At 60.8% G+C, this 20,123-nt stretch carries 15 protein-coding genes, 1 tRNA gene and 2 pseudogenes; 10 read left to right on the top strand and 8 right to left on the bottom strand.

Going from position 1 to position 20,123, the window contains the following annotated elements; all coding sequences use genetic code 11:
- Window positions 1-108: 108 nt before the first annotated feature.
- The 4 genes from EJ075_RS28310 to EJ075_RS28295 are packed head-to-tail and all read right to left on the bottom strand — an operon-like array spanning window position 109 to window position 3,462.
- Entirely contained in the window at window positions 109-1,086 is a 978-nt protein-coding gene (locus EJ075_RS28310; RefSeq protein ID WP_126106589.1) for a quinone oxidoreductase, read from the bottom strand.
- Between the two features lie 35 nt (window positions 1,087-1,121).
- A complete protein-coding gene (pcsA, locus tag EJ075_RS28305) occupies window positions 1,122-1,940 on the bottom strand; it encodes a phosphatidylcholine synthase (RefSeq protein ID WP_164547211.1) in 819 nt (272 codons plus the stop codon).
- Window positions 1,937-2,551: a DUF1326 domain-containing protein gene (locus EJ075_RS28300; RefSeq protein WP_095486803.1), complete on the bottom strand. Its 615-nt coding sequence runs from the start codon at window positions 2,549-2,551 to the stop codon at window positions 1,937-1,939. The genes pcsA and EJ075_RS28300 overlap by 4 nt, the downstream gene beginning before the upstream one ends.
- A gap of 14 nt (window positions 2,552-2,565) precedes the next feature.
- Window positions 2,566-3,462: a DUF2182 domain-containing protein gene (locus EJ075_RS28295; protein WP_126106588.1), complete on the bottom strand. Its 897-nt coding sequence runs from the start codon at window positions 3,460-3,462 to the stop codon at window positions 2,566-2,568.
- Window positions 3,463-3,568: 106 nt separating this feature from the next.
- On the opposite strand from EJ075_RS28295, the gene EJ075_RS28290 reads away from it, so the two are divergent.
- A complete protein-coding gene (locus EJ075_RS28290) occupies window positions 3,569-4,780 on the top strand; it encodes a UbiH/UbiF family hydroxylase (RefSeq protein ID WP_126106587.1) in 1,212 nt (403 codons plus the stop codon).
- Window positions 4,781-4,986: 206 nt separating this feature from the next.
- Entirely contained in the window at window positions 4,987-5,310 is a 324-nt protein-coding gene (hspQ, locus tag EJ075_RS28285) for a heat shock protein HspQ (RefSeq protein WP_164547210.1), read from the top strand.
- A gap of 98 nt (window positions 5,311-5,408) precedes the next feature.
- On the opposite strand, the gene EJ075_RS28280 is transcribed toward hspQ, so the two are convergent.
- On the bottom strand, window positions 5,409-6,038 hold the full coding sequence (locus EJ075_RS28280) for an invasion associated locus B family protein (protein ID WP_095486806.1): 630 nt from the start codon (window positions 6,036-6,038) through the stop codon (window positions 5,409-5,411).
- 231 nt (window positions 6,039-6,269) lie between these two features.
- Between EJ075_RS28280 and EJ075_RS28275 the strand changes: the two genes are divergently transcribed.
- The 4 genes and pseudogenes from EJ075_RS28275 (at window position 6,270) to mgtE (ending at window position 13,101) form a co-directional block, all read left to right on the top strand.
- Window positions 6,270-8,090, top strand: coding sequence for an extracellular solute-binding protein (locus tag EJ075_RS28275; RefSeq protein ID WP_126106586.1), 1,821 nt, complete (start codon window positions 6,270-6,272; stop codon window positions 8,088-8,090).
- Between the two features lie 116 nt (window positions 8,091-8,206).
- Window positions 8,207-8,886 (top strand): annotated as a pseudogene (locus EJ075_RS28270) (DsbA family protein).
- A 606-nt stretch (window positions 8,887-9,492) separates the two neighbouring features.
- Entirely contained in the window at window positions 9,493-11,379 is a 1,887-nt protein-coding gene (locus EJ075_RS28265) for an ABC transporter ATP-binding protein/permease (RefSeq protein WP_164547209.1), read from the top strand.
- Window positions 11,380-11,736: 357 nt separating this feature from the next.
- On the top strand, window positions 11,737-13,101 hold the full coding sequence (gene mgtE / locus EJ075_RS28260) for a magnesium transporter (protein WP_126106584.1): 1,365 nt from the start codon (window positions 11,737-11,739) through the stop codon (window positions 13,099-13,101).
- Between the two features lie 55 nt (window positions 13,102-13,156).
- On the opposite strand, the gene gor is transcribed toward mgtE, so the two are convergent.
- The 3 genes from gor to rpiA all read right to left on the bottom strand — a co-directional run bounded on the left by gor (window position 13,157) and on the right by rpiA (window position 15,980).
- Window positions 13,157-14,545: a glutathione-disulfide reductase gene (gor, locus tag EJ075_RS28255; RefSeq protein WP_126106583.1), complete on the bottom strand. Its 1,389-nt coding sequence runs from the start codon at window positions 14,543-14,545 to the stop codon at window positions 13,157-13,159.
- Between the two features lie 153 nt (window positions 14,546-14,698).
- Complete coding sequence (locus EJ075_RS28250; protein ID WP_095486811.1) at window positions 14,699-15,265, bottom strand: DUF2059 domain-containing protein; 567 nt, start codon at window positions 15,263-15,265, stop codon at window positions 14,699-14,701.
- Window positions 15,252-15,980, bottom strand: coding sequence for a ribose-5-phosphate isomerase RpiA (rpiA, locus tag EJ075_RS28245; protein WP_126106582.1), 729 nt, complete (start codon window positions 15,978-15,980; stop codon window positions 15,252-15,254). The genes EJ075_RS28250 and rpiA overlap by 14 nt, the downstream gene beginning before the upstream one ends.
- A gap of 154 nt (window positions 15,981-16,134) precedes the next feature.
- Here rpiA and EJ075_RS28240 point away from each other — a divergent pair, with 154 nt between their 5' ends.
- From EJ075_RS28240 to EJ075_RS28225, 4 genes and pseudogenes are all read left to right on the top strand, one after another.
- Window positions 16,135-16,818, top strand: a complete 684-nt coding sequence (locus tag EJ075_RS28240; RefSeq protein ID WP_126106581.1) for a phosphoglycolate phosphatase — start codon at window positions 16,135-16,137, stop codon at window positions 16,816-16,818.
- A 127-nt stretch (window positions 16,819-16,945) separates the two neighbouring features.
- Window positions 16,946-17,020, top strand: a tRNA-Val gene (locus tag EJ075_RS28235).
- A 176-nt stretch (window positions 17,021-17,196) separates the two neighbouring features.
- Window positions 17,197-18,141: pseudogene (locus EJ075_RS28230) on the top strand (IS630 family transposase).
- Between the two features lie 171 nt (window positions 18,142-18,312).
- Complete coding sequence (locus tag EJ075_RS28225) at window positions 18,313-19,305, top strand: hypothetical protein (RefSeq protein ID WP_126106580.1); 993 nt, start codon at window positions 18,313-18,315, stop codon at window positions 19,303-19,305.
- The last annotated feature ends 818 nt before the right edge of the window (window positions 19,306-20,123 follow it).

The raw sequence follows: 20,123 nt of genomic DNA, 5'->3' as shown, positions 1-20,123 counted from the left end.
CGTCGCAAAGCGGCACCCGTCTTGAAAGAGCTTCAAGAATTTCAGCGGAAACCTAGCGCATCGGCCCGAAAATCGAAATCGATTTTCGGAAAAGCACCATGCGTAGGCTCATGGGGTAAGAATGGTTGTTCCGGTCGTCCTGCGACCTTCAAGGTCGGAATGCGCCCTGCCGGCATCCCTAAGCGCGTAGCGCTGATTGATCTTGATCTTGACCGCACCGCTGAGCACGATTTCGAACAATGCGGCGGCGGATGCTTCCAGGTCTTCGCGTTTGGCGTTGTAGACGAACAGCGTCGGACGGGTTGCGAACAGCGAACCTTTCTGCGCCAGCAACGACATGCTGAACGGCGGGACCGGGCCTGACGATTGACCGAAGCTGGCGAACATGCCGAGCGGCTTCAGGCAATCGAGCGAGGCAGGAAAGGTGTCGTTGCCGACCGAATCATAGACGACGTCGCACTTCTTGCCGCCGGTGATGGCGAGGACGCCGGCGACGAAATCCTGCTCGCGGTAGTTGATGACATGGTCGAAGCCATGCGCCTTGGCGAGCTCGATCTTGTCGGTAGAGCTGGCGGTGCCGATCACGGTTGCGCCAAGATGCTTTGCCCATTGGCCGAGGATCAGCCCGACACCGCCGGCCGCCGCGTGAAACAGGATCGTGTCGCCCGCTTTCACCTTGAAGGTACGGCGCAGCAGATACTCCGCCGTCATCCCTTTCAGCATCATGGCGGCCGCCTGTTCGTCGCTGATGCCGTCCGGCACCTTCACGACGCGGTCGGCGGCGATCACGCGCTGCTCGGCATAGGCGCCAGTCGTCACGGCGTAGGCGATGCGATCGCCCGGCTTCAGCCAGTCGATATCCGCGCCCACTTCCAACACCAATCCGGCCGCCTCGCTGCCGGGTATAAGCGGGAAACCGCCTGGCGGAGGATAAAGGCCGGAGCGATGATAGACGTCGATGAAATTGAGGCCGATCGCCGTGTGTCTGACCAGGATTTGCCCCGAGCCGGGTTGGCCCGGTTCGGCGTCCTCATAGGTCAGAACCTCCGGACCGCCATTGGCGTGGATACGGATCGCTTTGGACATTTTCTGGCTCTCTTGGGATCAGGCGCTCTTGGGGATCAGGCTTTCTTGTCATCCGGCTTGGCGCCGAGATTTGGAAAGAGCTGCATGATACCGCCGATGCAAGCGAGGTAAAGCCCGGTGACCGTGATGCCGATCTTTGTAAAGACACTCACCTGCTCGCCCAAAACGCCGATCTGGTCGTAGAAGGCGGCAAGAGCCGCCTGCGCCAGGGCCAGCGCTCCGAAAGCGCACCATAGCAGCGTCATGCCAAGGTTGATCGGGCGCAGCCGCACCACCCGCACCGGGTGGATGAAATAGATCGGCATGAAGGTCAGGATGCCGGCCACCACGACCACGGCGAAGGAAACCCATTGTCCCGGATCGATGACGAACAGCGTGAACACCACCATGTTCCAGACCACCGGAAACCCCTTGAAAAAATTTTCCTTCGTCTTCATGCCGGTGTCGGCATAGTAGATCGCGCTCGATACCACGATGATCGCCGCCGACAGGAACGACAGGCCCTCGCCCATGAAGCCACGCTGATAAAGCGCGAAGGCCGGTATCAGCACGTAGGTCACGTAGTCGATGATGTTGTCGAGGAGTTCGCCCGACCACGTCGGCAGGATTTCCTTGACCTCGAGTTTCCTGGCGATTGGCCCGTCGATACCGTCGACGAATAGCGCCAGTCCCAGCCACCAGAACATCGCTGTCCAGCGCTGCTCGCTCGCAGCCACCAGCGACAGGAATGCCAGGAACGAACCCGACGCGGTCAGCAGGTGGACCGAAAACGCGCGTGCCTGCGGCCACGTGACTTTCTTTTTCGGCCTTGGAATCCTGTCTGTGATTTTCCTGGCCGTTATTTTTTTACTCACGGGCCCCGCCAGTCCAGCTTGCAGATTTCGGCCGAGCGGCCGGCAAAATTCCAGTTGCGGCCGAAGGCCCGCATCTTGCTCTTGTCGGACCTGGCCACGATGATTTCCGGTGCGATCCAGTATTCCGAATTGCTGATCACCGTATCCTTGTCGCGGTCCTTGCCGGCAATCGGCGTCACCGCCCCATCGATGATTTTCGGTATCTGGAAGACCCGCGTCCTGTCGCGCGTCTCATAAGTGATCGGCGCTTGCTCGACGCCGAGGAACTTTCCGACCAAGATGGAGAGCAGTGAGGTGGTTCCGCCGGCCTTGCCGGTGAAAATTTTCGTCAATGCCTTGACCGCATAGACCGAGGCGCGCTTGTCGATGAACAGTCCGGCCGTCCAGTTGCCGCGGCTCATATAGCCGGGGATTTCCATGACCAGCCCAAGGTTGAGACCGGACAGGTCGACCTCGCCGAAATGGCCGGCATCGATGCGGAACCCTGCCCAGGTCTGACAATAGCCCTCGGTCGGCGGATGATTGCCGAGAGACAGCACGCAAGGGCAAAAAACCGTGCAATTGCAGGAGAGCACCAGCTCTCCTTTCATTGCCCAGCTTTGATCTGCCATCGAATTCTCTCCCCTTATGTCGAGACTACTAGCAGGGCGGTTGCCCAGACAAGCAGTATCGCACCGGCGACCCGGGTTGGCAGCCTGCCCGCCGTCTGTTTTTCGATCAAGGTGAACAGGCCGATCAGCGCCATCCAGAACACGTTCATCACACCGACAGCGAACATCACCAGCATCAGCGCCCAGCAGCAGCCGAGGCACCAGACGCCCTGCTCCATGCCGAGCCGGAAAATGCGGCCGGGCCTCGCGCTCCAGTTCGAAAACAGGATCGAGAACGGGTTTTTGCATTTTGTCAGGCAGGCTTCCTTCAGGCCGCTGAACTGGTAGAGGCCGGCAACCAAAAGCGCGGCTGCTCCGGTCGCTCCGACCACTGGATCGAGCATCTGCACAGATGAGGCGAAGGTGTGGACGGCGAGCGTCAGCGCCGCAAACACTGCCGACGCGGCCAACCACACGCTGAGGTAACCGGCGACCAGGACCAGCGGATGGACGACCGGTTCGCCCTTGATCCGCGCAGTATCGGCGATCTCGCAATAGGTACGGATCATCGGCGCCGCCGAGGGCAGCATGGTGGCGATCGCCATCAGGAACCACATGACGATGAGCGCTCCGGCCTGCGCGCCGACGCCTCCGTCGAGCGGCGCGGGTGCGAGACAAAGGGTGAAGAAGCGCTCGAGAAAATCCGGCAGCGGCAGCTCCGGCAGATATCTGAGCATCGTGTCGCCGGGTGCATCGATGCCGGGAACCCGGCTTTCGGCGCCACGTATCGCCATGGCGCCAAGAAGCAGCCATGCCAGGAGGACGCCTGCCCCCAAGACGATGTTCACCGTCAGTCGAGGATTGCGCGAGACGCTTGCCGTGGCACGGCCGACACGGTCGAGATGGCTGAAATCATGGTCTTGGCCGGTCATGGCAAATCGAATGGGCCGAATCGCCGCGTTGATCAAGCCGCATGATCTGACCTATATGCCTATCAGGTCGGACCGACCGCCTCGCCTCGCAACCGGGAAGCCGAATTTGGACCATCGGGAGACAGCACGGATACTGGTTGCCGGCAGCGGCCCGGCAGGGCTGATTGCGGCGCTTGGCTTCGCAGATGCCGGCTTTCCGGTGACGCTCGTCGGACCTGAGGCAAATAGCCAAGACGGCAGAACGACGGCCTTGATGAACCCGGCCCTGAAGATGCTTGAGCGGTTGGGCGTCCTCGACGAGGTGAGATCCCAGGCCGCAGCGCTGAAGGTGATGCGCATCGTCGATGCAACCAGCCGGCTGATCCGCAGCCCGGTGGTCATTTTTCGCGCCAGCGAAATCGGCGAGGAGCAGTTCGGGCTGAATTTACCCAACAGCGCGCTCAACCCCGCGCTTGCCGGGGCTGTTGCCGCGCATTCCGGCATCGAATGGCGAAAATTGATGGTGGAGAGCTGGCGCCTCGACGCCGATCATGCCCATGCGGTCCTGTCTGACGGCAGTGAGATCGCGGCGTCGCTGGCGGTCGCTGCCGACGGGCGTCTGTCGCCGGCCCGCGAGGCTGCCGGCATCTCGACATCCGCCCGTTCCTACCCGCAGGCGGCATTGGTTCTCAATTTCGGCCACCGCAGCGATCACGCTTTCACCTCGACCGAATTCCACACCGAGACCGGTCCGTTCACCCAGGTTCCCCTGCCCGGCAACCGGTCCAGCCTTGTCTGGGTGGTAGAACCGGAAACAGCGAAGGAACTCGCCGCATTGGACGACGCGACGCTTTCGATGCGGGTCGAACTGCGGATGCAATCGATGCTGGGCCGGGTGTCTGTCGAGCCCGGCCGGCAGATCTACCCGCTTTCGGGCGTGACGCCGCGGTGCTTCGCGCGTAACCGGGTGGCGCTTGTCGCCGAAGCCGCCCATGTGTTCCCGCCGATTGGCGCGCAAGGTCTCAACCTTGGTATCAGGGACATCGACGATCTGATTGGAATTGCTTGCGAAAACAGGACCGATCCAGGCGCCGTCAGGGCACTTGCAGCTTATGATTTCAGGCGTCGGCCCGACATTGTGGCACGCAGCAGCGCGGTAAACCTGCTCAACAAGTCGCTGCTCTCGGACATGCTGCCGGCACAGATGGCCCGAAGTGCCGGCCTCGGCGTGCTCGGCGGCTTCGCGCCGCTGCGCGCCTTTTTCATGCGCGAGGGCTTGCTGCCCGGCAGTGGTTTTGCGGCGCTCGCCGGCGGATTAAGGAAACAAATCCGGCGGTAGCACGCCCTCGGGCGGGGCTAGCCCGTAGATTGACGGGGCGTCAAGCGCTTCGGCATTGAATTGACGCGGCGTCTGCGCCAAATAGAGCCAGGCATCAGCCCTAAAGTCGGGCTCGATTTTTGTAGCGTAATGCGTAAATTCAAGGTCTTAGGGAGTCTGCGCATTCCAAGGCCGCGCAGCACTCCTGGGACTTAGTGGTGAGTACGATGAAGACAGCCAAATTCTCGATCGGACAGGTGGTTCGCCACCGGCTGTTTCCGTTCCGCGGCATCATTTTCGATGTCGATCCGCAGTTTGCCAACACCGACGAATGGTACGAGGCGATCCCCGCGGATGTGCGGCCGCGCAAGGACCAGCCCTTCTACCATTTGCTCGCCGAGAATTCGGAAACGGAATACATCGCCTATGTGTCTGAGCAGAACCTGCTCGAGGATCAGTCTGGCGAACCGGTGCGACATCCGCAGATCGGCGAGATGTTCGACAAGAGGCCGGATGGGCGCTACGCGCCGAGACGCCAGTCAAGACATTGACATGACGAGATTGCGCGCCTGACCGGGATCAGAAATGGCCGGCCGGAACGAAAAAAGCGGGGCATGACCCCGCTTTTTTCTTGTTCGCTTGAGCGCGATCAGTTGGCGGTCTTCGCCTTGTCCTGCTCTTCCTTGAGCTTCTTGGCGAAGTCCTGGTTGTTCTTGGCAACAAAATCCTGAAGCTTCTTCTGCCGATCCTCGATATCCGACTGCTGCAGCGGCGGCCCGTCGAAGGCGCCGCTGAAGCCGGTCAGCGCGATCTTGATCGGGTTCGGCTGGTTCTGGAAATTGACCGAGGTCAGCGTCAGGTTCGAGCCCTTCTTGAAGGAGGCGACGAGCTGGTCGGTCAGCGGCACTTCCGCCACGCAGCGGTCGGGGAAGCAGATCACATAATCGAGCTTCTGCGCCTTCCCGGTATCGATCTGAAGGCCAATGCCGGGAGGAACCAGGCGACCGGTCGGAACCGTCACCTGAAACACCTTGCGGTTTACCTTGCCCTTCAACTCGATCAGGCTGACGCCGGTGACGAGCTGGCCGTTGCCGGCAGTGGTGATGTTTTGGACATTGCAGATGTCGACGTCTTCCTGCTTGGTGCAGGCTTTGAACCAGCCCTGCGGAATCTGCTGTTGCTGCTGCGCAAAAGCAGCAGGAAGTTGTGCGCCCAAAAAGCCGACCACGCCAGCGGCCAGGACCGACAGGCGGTACGCGTTGCTGTTCAGGCTCGTCATATCGTGAACTTCCTCTCAAATAATCCCAGGGCCGGCTTCTTCGCGCCGTGTGGTCCAGCTACCTGTTGCCAAAATGAGGCAACAGAATGACTCGGACGGCGTGTTACACCGCAAGTGGTGCCGAATCCAGCCCGATACTCGCAATTCTTGAACTCGCGATTGGCCGCCAGGTGGCCGGCTCATGTTAGGGTGCGCTCCGAATCATCAAGCCGACCCAGTAAGGAGACGGTCATGGGCCGCGTTCTTGTTTGGCTGATCGCCGCGATCTCGTCTATCACCCTTTCGCTTCAGCCAGCTCTGTCGGAGCCGAAACACGCGATCGCCATGCAAGGCGAGCCGGCGCTGCCGGCCGACTATACGCATTTCAACTACGTCAATCCCGATGCGCCCAAAGGCGGCAGCATCACCTATTGCGTCGTCGGCAGCTTCGACAATCTCAACCCGTTCATCTTGAAGAGCCTGCGCACGACGGCGCGCGGAATGATGGATAAGATCTTCGGTAATCTCGTCTTCGAGCCGCTGATGCAGCGCAATGACGATGAAGCGTTCAGTCTTTACGGCCTGCTTGCCGACACTGCCGACATGGATCCAGAGCGCAAGAGCATCGAATTCCACCTGGATCCCAGGGCCAAGTGGTCGGATGGCCAGCCGGTGACTGCGGAAGACGTGCTATTCACTTACGACGTCTTTACCGAAAAAGGCCGGCCACCCTACAGCGCCCGTATGAGCATGGTCGCCAAACTCGAAAAAATCGACGACCGCAGCGTGCGCTTTACATTCAACGACAAGGCCAACCGCGAGACTCCGTTGATTATCGCGCTGACGCCAATTCTGCCGAAGCACGCTTTCAACAAGGAGACGTTCGACAGGACCACGCTGAAACCTGTGATCGGCAGTGGCCCGTACACCGTGGCGCAGGTGGCGCCCGGCCAGCGGATCGTGTTCAAGCGCAACCCAGATTATTGGGGCAAGGACATCCCCACCAAGCGCGGTTTCGATAATTACGACCAGATCACCATCGAATATTTCCTCAACGCCAACGCCAAGCTGGAAGCTTTCAAGAAAGGCATTTGCGCCATCGATGACGACAGCGATCCGGTCAAGCGCGAGCGCGATCTCAACTTCCCGGCCTTCCACAAGGGCGACGTGATCGCCGAAACGTTCGACACCGGCATCCCGCCAGTGGTGACGGGGTTCCTGTTCAATACACGGCTGCCGAAGTTTTCCAGTCCGGTCGTTCGACGCGCGCTCGGCATGCTCTACGACTTCGAATGGGCCAACAAGAACTTGTTCGGCGGCAAGTACATGCGCACCATGAGCTATTGGCAGAATTCCGAGCTTTCCGCGCTCGGCCATCCGGCCGACGATAGGGAAAAGGCGCTTCTGGCACCCTACCCGGGCCGTGTGCCGGCCGATGTCATGGACGGCACCTGGCGGCCACCCGTCGCCGACGGCTCGGGTCAGGACCGCAAGGTGCTGAAGGCCGCCTTCGATATATTGAAAGGCGCGGGTTATACCTTGCAGGATGGAGCGATGCACGATCCAGAGGGGAAACCCTTCGGCTTCGAGATCCTGACCGCCTCGCAGAACGAGGAGCGCCTTGCCGCCATCTACCAGCGCACGCTGGCGAAGATCGGCATCGATGTCACCATCCGCAGCCTTGACGGCGACCAGATCCAGTCGCGCAAGCAACGTTTCGATTTCGAGGTGCTGATCGGCACCAGCGGCTTCGAGAACTCGCTGTCGCCCGGCATCGAGCAGGTCGGGCGCTGGGGATCCGCTGCCGCCAATGCCGAAGGGTCATTCAACCTCGCCGGCGTCGCCGATCCGGCAATAGATGCCGCACTTGCGGCGATGCTCGACGCCCGCAGCCGCGAAGACTATGTTGCCGCCGTCCGGGTTCTCGACAGGTTGCTGATCTCCGGCAACTACATGGTTCCGATGCAGCACAACACGCAGCAATGGCTTGCCTACTGGAGCTACCTGGAACATCCTGAAAAGACGCCCATATCAGGCTATCGACTGCCGACGTGGTGGCGCAAGGCGAACTGAACACAATCCGAACCGAAGGTCCGCGTCAGCGAAAACTAGACCCCCGGTTCTGCTTGCCGACCTCCGGATGAGGTCATGCCCAAAAGAAAAGCTTCCCCTCCTGACAGGAGATCATGATGAGCGAACTGAACTCCATCACCGTCGACGTCGTGTCCGACGTCGTCTGCCCGTGGTGCTTCATCGGCCAGAAGCGGCTCGACAAGGCGATTGCCGCGGCAAGCGATATCGACGTGCATATACGCTGGCGGCCGTTCCAGCTCGACCCGACCATCCCCCCGAAGGCAAGGATCGCCGCGAATACATGGTGGCCAAGTTCGGCAGCGACGAACGCATCCGCGAGATCCACGCCCGCATCGAGCCACTGGGCGAAGCCGAGGGGATCAACTTCGCCTTCGCCGCCATCAAGGTCGCGCCCAACACGCTGGACGCGCACCGTGTCATCCGCTGGGCTGGTGCCGCCGGCGAGGTCATGCAGAACCGGCTGGTGCGACGTCTGTTCCAGTTGAATTTCGAGGAAGGCGCCAATCTCGGCGACCATCTCGTGCTGATCAACGCCGCCCGCGAGGCCGGCATGGATGCATCCGTGGTCGAGACGCTTTTGCCGACGGACGCCGATGTCGAGGCGGTGCGCACCGAAATCGCCACCGCTTCGCACATGGGCATCACGGGCGTGCCGTGCTTCCTGCTTGAAGGCAAGTATGCGGTGATGGGCGCGCAAGACATCGATACGCTCACCGACGCCATTCGCCATGTTGCGGCGGCCAAGACGCGGGGTGAGATGGAGAAGGCGAACTGAATACACCGTCACCTTAAAAATCGGTGGCCGTTGCTGCTGGTGCGGGTCAATCCCTTGGCTGACTGACTTGCAGGAAACGGCCCCTAGCTCCGGCTGTTTCCGTGGGCGAGCTTGGCGACATCGCTGCAGCAGCGCTTCAGCCAGCGCCATTTCCGGTCACTTTTTCGGCCGCCGCCAGGTCGACATGCCAACAAAGACGTGTCGAAGACGGCACGTTTTTGCGCGCCTCTGTCTTCCGCGGCATAAAATCGGCTGATCGACTTTTCACAAAACTGTGTGAAGGGCTTCCCTAAGGGAAAGTGCCCACGTTCGCATATGTCGGCCGACAAGCCATTGAAATTATAGGGACAATATGCCTTCGGGAACGAGACCGCATGACATGGCGGTCCTGAATTCTGTTGCTTGATGGCAACGCCGAGTGGGTCAATCCCCCGGTAGGCCGAGAAAAGATAATGGAAAATGATCAATTGGTGTTACTGTCTGTAACAAAACTAAAAGAGGCTTGGGCGGATAGTGATTCGGGTCGGTAGACCAGAGCGACATTCAATATCGGAAAAATGGCTCCGCGGTGCCGCAAGGCCGCCGCTCCTGACACCGGTTTCCTCGATGCGCAGCTTCTGGGGACTGATGCGGGCCTACTGGTTCTCGGACCGCTGGGTGGAGGCCTGGACGCTAACGCTGGTCATCGCGCTATTCACCGCGCTCTCCAGCAAGGCTGGCGTCTGGTTCGCCGAAGCATCCGGGGAACTGGTCAACTCGATTGCCTTTTATCACGATGCCGCGAACACCACGCCGCTCGCATCGCTGCTTACCAACGCCGGCATGCTCATCCTTCTGGTCGTGCTCAAGGACGCGGGCTTTACCGGCATCCGCACCTTTGTCTCGGCGACGCTGCATCGCAAATGGCGCGGCTGGCTGGACAGCCGTTTCAACGAAGCGCTTCTCGACACCAACCATACGCATTTCCACGCCCAGCATGGGTCCTCCGGCGCCGCCGCTCCCGACAACATCGACCAGCGCGTCCAGGAATCGATCAAGGACATGACCGGCGGAGCCATCGGCCTCGCCATTGGGGTCATGGCTGTCGCCACATCGCTTTATTTCGTCGGCCAGAAACTGCTTGAAACCTCGGTAGAGGTAAAAGGGCTTGAGTTCCTCGGCAGCTATGGCAGCGCGGTCCTGGCTTTCCTGGCGGTCGCCATATACGTGCCACTGAACACCTGGATCGCGGTGAAGGTCGGCAGACTGCTGGAACGGCTCAATATCAGGATGCAGCAGTCCGAAGGCAGTTATCGCGGCGAGCTGACCACGTTCCTGCGCCGCAGTTTCCACGTCGCCGCGTCACAGGGCGAAAATGTGCAAAAGACGATGCACGACCGGCTTTATGTCGACATCGACCACACCTGGGCGCGGCTGAACATCGTCAACACCGGCTACCGTTCGTTCGAGCTGATCTACAATTTCATCGGCGCCCGCATTGTCGCCTATGGGCCGGGCCTCGTGCCTTACATCCACAACCGTTTCGACCTCAAGGGCTACATAACCGGCTCAGAGATGGTCAACTCGCTGATCAGTCAATGCTCGTGGTTCATCCATGTCATGCCTTCCATCGCGGCGCTGCGGGCTAACAGCCAACGCGTGACTGAACTCGCCAACGCGATCGAAAATGTCCAGCATCCGCAGGAATTCTACAGTCTCACCGGCTGCTCCGATTTCCGCTACGACCGCCAAAACCCGGTTTTCGGCTTGACCATCCAGAAGCTGGAGCTGACCCATCAGGGCGAGGACGCCTCGCCCTTCCTGAGCGCCGCGAATTTGCGCTTCCGACGCGGCGAGTGGACGTTCCTGAAGGGTGAATCAGGCTGCGGCAAGACATCGCTGATCAAGGCGATCAACGGCTTGTGGCCCTATGGCCGCGGTACCATCGTATTCCCGGAAGGGGTCGAAAGTTTCTATGCCGCCCAGGAGGTCAAGCTACAGCAGGTCTCGCTGAAGCAACTGGTCTGCCTGCCCGGCTCAGAGCACGATCACACCGACGCGCAGGTTGCGTCGGCTCTGCACAGAGCGGGCCTTGGCGATTTCATCGAACACATGGCTGATGAAAGCCGCGAGGGAATGAACTGGGACCAGGTGCTTTCGGGTGGCCAGAAACAGAAGCTGGTTGTCGCTCGTATCGTCCTGCAGCAGCCGGGCCTGCTGTTCCTCGACGAAGCGACCGGCGCGCTCGATCCCGAAGGGAAGATCGCTTTCCATCAGGCGATCAAGGACAATTGTCCAGACGTCACGGTGATCTCAATCATGCACGAGGCCGTGCCGCCAAGGTCGCTTTCGGGCGCCGAATTCTACCACAGCATCGTTACCATCGCGGACGGTGTCGCGACCAAGAAGCCGTTGGCGCCGAGCCTGCCGGTCGAGCTCACCACCATCCTCGCGCACCCAAGGCCGGTCGAGGAAAAATGGCTGCGCTTCCCTCGCCGCATCAGGCAGAAATAGCGGCGACATGACGATTGCTGCCCATTGTCGGGTCCTGCCTCGCCGCAGCGCATCCGACAGCGATCACAGTCTTGCGATCTGACCCGTCCGCAGCCGTTTTCAGCCGCCATTGCGATTGACTCGGCCGGGCGCCCTCCTATGTTGCGCCGGCTCGCAGCGCAAATGACGCTGTAGCACTTTTGATTTTGGGCATGATCCTCTTCCGAAAGCCGAATTCGATTTTCGGGGTCATGCCTTGACCCGCGAGCAGAAAGGTCACCGCGCCATGCCTGGCGACAGTCACAGTCGAACGCAACCGCCGTCCGCCTGAACGTGACCTGACCGGTTCACGTCCTGCCGGGCGGCAAGGAGTGAGCCATGAACGAATCTTCCCTCGTAGCGCGCGGCGATGCCACCGCGATCGCCCGTATCCTCGCAAACGATCATGTCGCCGACATTGTCGAGGCACTGAACCGGGAGCCTCGCGAAACAGCGACGGAACTGCTCTGTGAGGTGCCTTTCGAGCGGCTGGTCGAGATATTCGACCAGCCCGAGCTTGATGGTGCGTCCGAGCTCGTCGAGGCGCTGCCTCGTGTCAAAGCAGGTAGACTCCTCGCCGCCATGTCGGTCGACCGCGCCGCCGACATATCGCGCGATCTGGCGGAGCCGGCACGTAGCGAGCTGCTCGACAGCCTCGCGCCGCCGTTGCGCGCGACGCTGCTAACGATTCTTGGCTATCCCGAAGGCAGCGCCGCCTCCATCATGACGACGGAATATGTCAGCGTGCCCTCGGACTGGACCGTGGGCCGTACGCTGGACCATATCCGCAAAGTGGAGCGGACCCGCGAGACCGTCTACGCGATCTATGTCGTCGACCCGCGGACGCACGTCCTCGTGCGCTCGACCGGCCTGCGCCGGCTGATGACCGGCGAGCCGGACGATCCGATCATGGCGATCGCTCCAGATCGCTTGCCGGTGACCGTTTCGCCGCTGACCGACCGCGAAAAGGTTGCGCACCTCATTTCCAAGTATGACCTGCTCGCTGTCCCGGTCGTCGAGAACGGGAAGATACTCGGCATCGTCACCGTCGACGACATCATCGACACGATGATCGAAGAGACGACGCAGGACGTCCATCGTTTCGGCGGCATGGAGGCTCTGGAAGAGCCCTACATGAAGATGAGTTTTCTCGCCATGATCCAGAAACGCGCCGGCTGGTTGTGCGCGCTGTTCATCAGCGAGATGCTGACGGCCAATGCGATGCAGAGCTATGAAGGCGAGTTGGAGAAGGCTGTTGTGCTGACCCTGTTCATTCCGCTGATCATGAGTTCCGGCGGCAATTCCGGCTCGCAGGCGACCTCGCTGGTCATCCGAGCGCTGGCACTGCGCGAGATCGGTCTTGGCGACTGGTGGCGGGTGGCCCTGCGCGAACTACCGGCCGGACTGGTGCTTGGATCGATCCTCGGCGTCGTCGGCGTCTGCCGCATCACGTTGTGGCAGTATCTAGGCCTCTATGATTACGGCCCGCACTGGCAACTGATCGCCGCAACCGTCGGTGCTGCACTGATCGGGATCGTCACCTTCGGCTCGCTGTCGGGATCGATGCTGCCGTTCGCCCTGAAGCGGATCGGCTTCGATCCGGCCAGCGCGTCGGCCCCGTTCGTCGCCACGCTTGTCGATGTCACCGGATTGGTGATCTATTTTTCGGTGGCGCTGGTGATCCTGCGCGGCACGCTGCTGTAACAACTCTCGCGCTTCCGTCGCGGCAATCTCGCTGCCGCGATGGGTTCTTGGCGCGTCAGACGCGCTCGCCGTCCTTCACCCGGTAGGTCGGCTTGTACATGGTGACGAGTTCTTCCGCCGCGGTCGGATGCACGGCCATTGTGCGATCGAAGTCATCCTTGGTCAGCCCCGCCTTCAGCGGAATGCCGAGAAGCTGCGCCATTTCGCCGGCATCCGGTCCGAGGATATGGGCGCCGAGCACCTTTTTCGAGGCGCCGTCGACTACCAGCTTCATCAGCATCTTTTCGTCGCGGCCGGACAGTGTATGCCGCATCGGCCGGAAGGTGGCGCGGTAGACCTCGATGTCGGAAAAACGCTTTATGGCCTCGTCTTCCGACAGGCCGACCGTACCGATCTCGGGCTGCGAAAAGACAGCGGTGGCGATCGTATCGTGGTCGGGCGCGGTCGGGTTGCCCTTGAAGACGGTCTCGACGAAACACATCGCCTCGTGGATCGCCACTGGCGTCAACTGCACGCGGTTGGTGACGTCGCCGATCGCCCAGATGTTGTCGATATTAGTGCGGGAGTATTTGTCGACATGGATCGCGCCGGTCTTCGACAATTCAATGCCGACACCTTCCAGACCCATGTTCTCGGTGTTGGGCAGACGCCCGATGGCGAGCATGACCTGATCGATCGTCAGCACCTCGCCCCCGGTGACGACGGCGTCTAGCCGTCCGTCCGGGCGCTTCCTCACCCATTCGGATACAGCATGGCAAAGGATCCTTATCCCCTTCTTTTCCATCGTCTCGTGCAGCATGCGCCGCAGATCCATGTCGAAGCGGGAGAGGATCTCCTTGCCGCGATAGACAAGCGTGGTGTCGACGCCGAGGCCGTGAAAGATGTTGGCGAATTCGACGGCGATATAGCCGCCGCCTTCGATCATGATTGCCTTCGGCAATTCCTTCAGGTCGAAGGCCTCGTTGGAAAAGATGCAGTGCTCATGGCCGGGCAGAGCGGGGTGCGGTGCCGGGCGGCCGCCGGTGGCGATAAGAATCTGGTCGGCGGTGACGGTGCGGTCCTCGCCGAGAAGATGCACCACATGGGGATCGACCAGCATGGCGCGCGACTGAAACGTCTCGCCGCCGGCGCCTTGCACATTCTTCCTGTAGATAGCCTCCAGCCGGCTGATCTCGCGATCCTTGTTGGCAACCAGTGTTTGCCAGTCGAAGCTCGCCTGCGGCACGGTCCAGCCATAACCGGCGGCGTCGGCAAAGTGTTCGGGAAACTGGGAGGCATAGACATAGAGCTTCTTCGGCACGCAGCCGCGAATGACGCAGGTGCCGCCATAGCGGTATTCCTCGGCAATGCCGACGCGCTTGCCTAGTGCTGCCGCGACGCGCGCCGCCCTCACCCCGCCGGAGCCGCCGCCGATAACGAAAAGATCGTAGTCGTAACCGGCCATGGTGCGGCTCCTTGCCCTTCAAAATGTCTGAGACAGGTAGGCTGCAAACCATCAAAAGAAAAGCCCGGACCACCACGCCACGCATGCTGTCGGATGTGCGCAACGGCGGCCGGGCTTCCGGTCCAGCAGCGATAACGCCGCCGGAAAATGTGCTCAGTTCTTCGGTGCTTCCGGCTGCGTGCCGTCAGCAGGAGCCGCGGCATTTGCCGGTGCTGCGGCCTTTGCTGCCGCGGCGAGCGTTTCGCCGACCTGCTGGGCGAGATCGCGAGCGACACCGTTCTGCCAGATATCGGCGGCCTTGAGCAGTTCACGCGTCACGGCCGGGCCGCTGTCGAGCAGCTTCTTGCCGGAATCGGAATTGTAGAAAGCGGCGATTTCGGTAAGCTCTTTTTCGGAAAATACCTTGGCATAGGCCATGGCTGCTTCTTTCTCGAGATCGGCGCGGCGCGAGGCCAGCGCCATCGCCTTTTCGCTGATGGCCCTGCCGATCAGCTCCTGCATGTCCGGGTTCTTTTGGATAAGCTGCTGCTGAAGCGCGGCGGCGGCCTGCGGCAGGATGTTGTCGAACGGGTCCGTGGCGTGGATAGCCGCGACTGCGGCGCGCGCCGCCTTCAGATGCCCGTCGGTGACGTCCTGCGAAAACGCCGGCGATGAAAACGCAAAGACGGCTGAGGCTGCCAGAACGGCAGAAAAACGGCGAACCCGGTTATGCAACATCATGATCGATAGAACTCCCTGGTTTTCGGGCGGCATAGACGGTTTGGGTGCCGTCGCCCGCGATAATAGCTGTTGATGCCAGCCCGATGAAAAGACCATGCTCGACCACGCCCGGAATGGCATGGAGAGCATTCGAAAGCGCTCTTGTATCCGGAATGCGGCCAAAAGATGCATCGAGGATAAAATGGCCGCCGTCTGTAACAAAAGGCTCGCGCTCCGTCATCCTCAATGTGACGGGACCGGAAAGGCCGAGCCTTCCGGCTGCCGCGGCGACCGCGATTTCCGTGGCACGCAGGCCGAATGGGTTGACCTCGATGGGGAGTGGAAAACGGCCGAGCGTCTCGACCATCTTCGAACGGTCGGCAATGACGATCATGCGGGCGGAAGCCGCCGCCACGATCTTTTCGCGCAGCAGCGCACCGCCGCCGCCCTTGATCAATGTCAGCGCCGGATCGATCTCGTCGGCGCCGTCGACAGTAAGGTCGAGTTCAGGCGTTTCCTCCAGCGTCGACAGCGGCACGCCAAGCTCGCGGCAAAGGATGGCGGTGCGCTCCGAGGTCGGCACGCCGACAATAGTGAGGCCGGTAGCGACCTTTTCGGCGAGCAGCCGCACGAACTCTTCCGCCGTCGAGCCGGTGCCGATGCCCAGCCGCATGCCGTCGCTCACATGGGCAAGTGCTGCCCGTGCGGCTTCGACCTTCAGTTGCCTCGCATCCATGCTGCGTGTCGCGCCCCAAAAAATTTGTTTCGGCGCTCCTAGCATTTTTGCAAGTCCGGTCAAAGACCTTGGCTGTGGATTGACTGAGCCGGCTTGCCTGAATGGATCGCAGCGGCTATCGCCTGCCAACGAAGCAATCGCCACAGGACAGGCCATGACCCGACCGATCATCGTGTTCGACCTCGACGGGACGCTGATCGACACAGCGCCGGACCTGCTCGACAGCCTCAACCACAGCCTTGCCGCCAGCGAACTCGCAGCCGTCGATGAGGTCGGCTTCAGGCGCTTCGTCGGCCATGGCGGACGGGTGATGATCGAGCGCGCCCATGCCGCGCAGCAGAGATCGCTGGAAAGCCAGGAGCATGATCGGCTGCTGAAACTGTTTCTCGATCATTACACCGATAACATCCCGGGCAAATCACGCCCCTACCCCGGCGTCGTCGAGACGATCGCCCGATTCGAGGCAGCCGGTTATCTCTTGGCCGTCTGCACGAACAAATACGAAGCCAACTCGGTGGCACTGATCGAGGCGCTCGGCCTGGCGAAGCATTTCGCAGCGATTTGCGGTCAGGACACGTTTGCGTTCCGCAAGCCCGACCCGCGCCATCTGACCGAAACCATCGCCCTGGCCGGCGGCAATCCACGTCTTGCGCTGATGGTGGGTGATTCGCAGACCGACATCGATACGGCGAAAGCCGCCGGCATTCCCGTGGTGGCGGTCGATTTCGGCTATACCGACCGCCATGTGCGCGAATTCGAACCGTCGGCAGTGATCTCGCATTTCGATGCGCTGACGCTTGGCCTGGCAGAACGCCTGATTGCCGCTGCGGGGCGCTGAGCACGACGGCGACCGGGCGTGTCCCGATGGGTTGCATTCGGTCTTCGTCGGAACGCCAGCACATCGCCTTGACTTCCCAGGCCTGCCTCCCTTATATCGCGGCGCGCTTGGCCTTCGGGCAACGAGCGGGCGATTAGCTCAGCGGGAGAGCACACCCTTCACACGGGTGGGGTCGCAGGTTCAATCCCTGCATCGCCCACCATTTTTCTTAATTTTTCTTAATGAAATTAACGGCAGGACGTTGCAGGCGCACTCGATACCCTTTTGCGCGAGCTCGGCGGCTGCGGGGCGTAGAGCGGTTCGCGTTTTAGCTGAATCGGGATTCCCAAGATCGAGAAAATCAGATTCGATGTTCTGACCGTTTGGAGGTCGGGACTGATGGCGAAGCCTTATTCGATGGATCTTCGGAAGCGGGCTCTTGCCCGCCTTGAAGAGGGCGAGACGAGCCGCGAGGTGGCTGCGGCGCTGAAGGTGGCCGTGTCGAGTGTGATCAAGTGGGCGGCGCGCAAGCGTCGACTTGGCAGTGCGGTTCCGGGCAAGATGGGTGGCCACCGGCCTTATCTGATCGACGGGAGCACCGTGCTTTCGTCCTTGGCGAGGTCGAGCGAGATGCCAACGTGACGCTTCATCAGTTGACGGCGGCACTGGCTGAACGTGGTCTCGCCATCCACCCTGCGAGCGTCGGTCGCTTCCTGCATCGCGAGGGCAAGAGTTTTAAAAAAAACCGTTCTGCCGGCCGAGCAGCTCAAGCCAAAGCTGATGCGCCGGCGCGCGCAATGGATGCGCTACCAGACCCGCATCGACCCAACGCGCCTGGTCTTCCTGGATGAAACATGGGTCAAGACCAACATGGCGCCATTGCGCGGCTGGGGTGTGCGCGGCAAGCGGCTGATAGCCCATGCGCCATATGGTCATTGGAAGACGATGACCTTCATCGCCGCGCTACGTCATGACCGGGTAGAAGCGCCCTGGGTCATTGACGGACCCATCAATGCACGGGCTTTCCAGCTCTATGTCGAAACCGAACTCATCAAAACACTGAAGCCGGGTGACATCGTCATTCTCGACAATCTCGGCTCCCACAAAGGTCAAGCCGTCCGCGATCTCGTCAAGGCCGTTGGCGCAAGGCTCTTCTTCCTGCCGCCATACAGCCCAGACCTCAATCCAATCGAGCAACTGTTCGCCAAGCTCAAGCACTGCATGCGACGCGCCGCCAAACGAAGCATCGAGGCCGTACACAACGCCATCGCCAACACTCTTGACGACGTCACCCCAAACGAATGCAACAACTACATCGAAAGCGCAGGCTACAAGTCAACCTAAATGCGAAACGCTCTAGCTGAGCAAATCCCGTGTTCCATGAAAATCGGTGAAGGGATAATCGGCATTTCTGCGTTCCTGCCGGCCCCACCAGCGGCCGATCGCCTTCACATCTCCTACCGGACATGAGATCAGATCACGCAAGCTCCGTTTCCGACAGAAGAAAGTGCAATCGTGAGACGAATTCATCCCAAACAGAAAAAGCAGTTCATCAAGGAACTCGACGTCAGCCTGAACGAGAAGATGCGTCAGGAAGCTTATTGGGCGTTCCTCGAAGAGCTCAAGCGCGTCTACCATCGAGGGTGTCCCAGTCGAACCGAGCGGAATGATCTCGCCCACAAGATTACAGACATAATATCTGCAAAGGAGGATCCCTACGTTATCGAGTGCCGCGTGGTCGCACGCGACCAGGAGCGAATGACGCTTGGAACCTCCCTACGCGTATATGCCGATGAAGAGAACAGCCAAGCGCGAGATGAAGCCACGCGGTACCCGGTCAGCGCCTTTCGCGCGATGATCGGGCAGGACCGGGCTGAGATTTTCAACGGATACGTGCCATTCCGGATCACGCCGCATGCACTTATTCGCATCATCGAGCGCTCGAAAGTTGCTTATCAGCTGACTTCCTCCGGCACCTTTGGGATGGCCGCGGTCACTCGCTCCTTGGGAGACATCGTTGAGGCCCTGCCGCTTCACATCATCGCGGCGCTCAGCACTGGCCAGACACATTTCGGTCTTCGCATCGCCGACGGCATCCTGCTCTGCGAGACCTTCGAGGAGACGACCTATTACGAGGCCGGTTATGTCGAGGTCGACTGCGACGGCGCCCGTCCCATCGATGGTCAGTCGATCTTCGGCAATCCCGAAAACGGGGTCTCGCGCGTGATCCTGGCCAAAACCTGGATCGGCCCGCATGAAGTACGCCCCGAACAGGAAAGGCTTATATCTGAGATCGAGGCCGTCCTCTCAAAGCAGCCTGAATTGTCCCGCCGATTGATGGAAGCAGATTTCTTCCGCATCCCGAATTGGATCGACCGTAACCGGCCGAAGTTCGAGCCATTGCCTAGCGAACTCCTCGCAGAGATCATTGTTCCTGCGGCCAAAATAATGATGACCTCAGAGTATCACGCGCAATTCACCCCCTCTGAGGTGCGCAGGAAAGTCTGATTGCGCGAGTTCACGCGCTATCCCGAGACCAGTGAGCCACGTCCGGCCGGGCCTACGAGCACCATTGCCAGCGTTCCCGGCTGCCCAGACAGCATGGCTTCTGCTCTTCGCTGCACCTCCGCCTGCCGATGAACCCGTGCGCGCACGTGTCGTCGGCGAGAAGAGACTGCAAGGGCGGACGCTGGGCAGCGGCGGTTACGAGTGTGGCCTTAGGTCGCAACAACTGGCTTCCGAATGCAAAGCCGCGGGCTTTAATGAAGCTGCGTCCAGCACCACATAGTGGTCCACGACCAGCCGTCTGCGAGAAACTCGCCCACCCTGAGGCGGTCGCGCTGCCCTTCAAAGATGGACGTCAGTGCGCCACGGCAATGGCCGTAACCTATGAACTTGAAAGAACATCATGCTTGACAATTCCAGACTTCCCGCGGGCGACATCCCTCTCATTTTGCTGGCCCGCGATCAGTGCCGCTTCCCGGTGCGCGAAGACCCGTCGGTGCCCGGCGGTTACCGTTTTTGTGCTGGGTCAACTTCGCCAGACCGCGTCTACTGCGATCACCACCACAGCATCGTGACCGCCGTCGAGCCTCGCCGAGCCCGTTCGGGTTTCCACCTCGCTCAACGACGCGCCGCGTAATTGGGCGGCGGACCCCACGAACCGGCCCCAAGGGCTTGGCGCGGTGCGCTCCTCGGCCTTCCCCCGGCAGTGGGTCGATAACACACTGACCGGCTAACCCGCCAGGCCGAAGAAGACCAACAAGCGCCTCCGCGGCGATGATGGTCACGGTGACTATTCCAACCCTTTGAGAATGGTCACGATG

Source organism: Mesorhizobium sp. M6A.T.Cr.TU.016.01.1.1, assembly GCF_003952585.1.
In the GTDB taxonomy this organism is placed as follows: domain Bacteria; phylum Pseudomonadota; class Alphaproteobacteria; order Rhizobiales; family Rhizobiaceae; genus Mesorhizobium; species Mesorhizobium mediterraneum.
The sequence above is the reverse complement of the archived record's forward strand: the minus strand, read 5'-3'. Positions and strand labels throughout refer to the sequence as shown.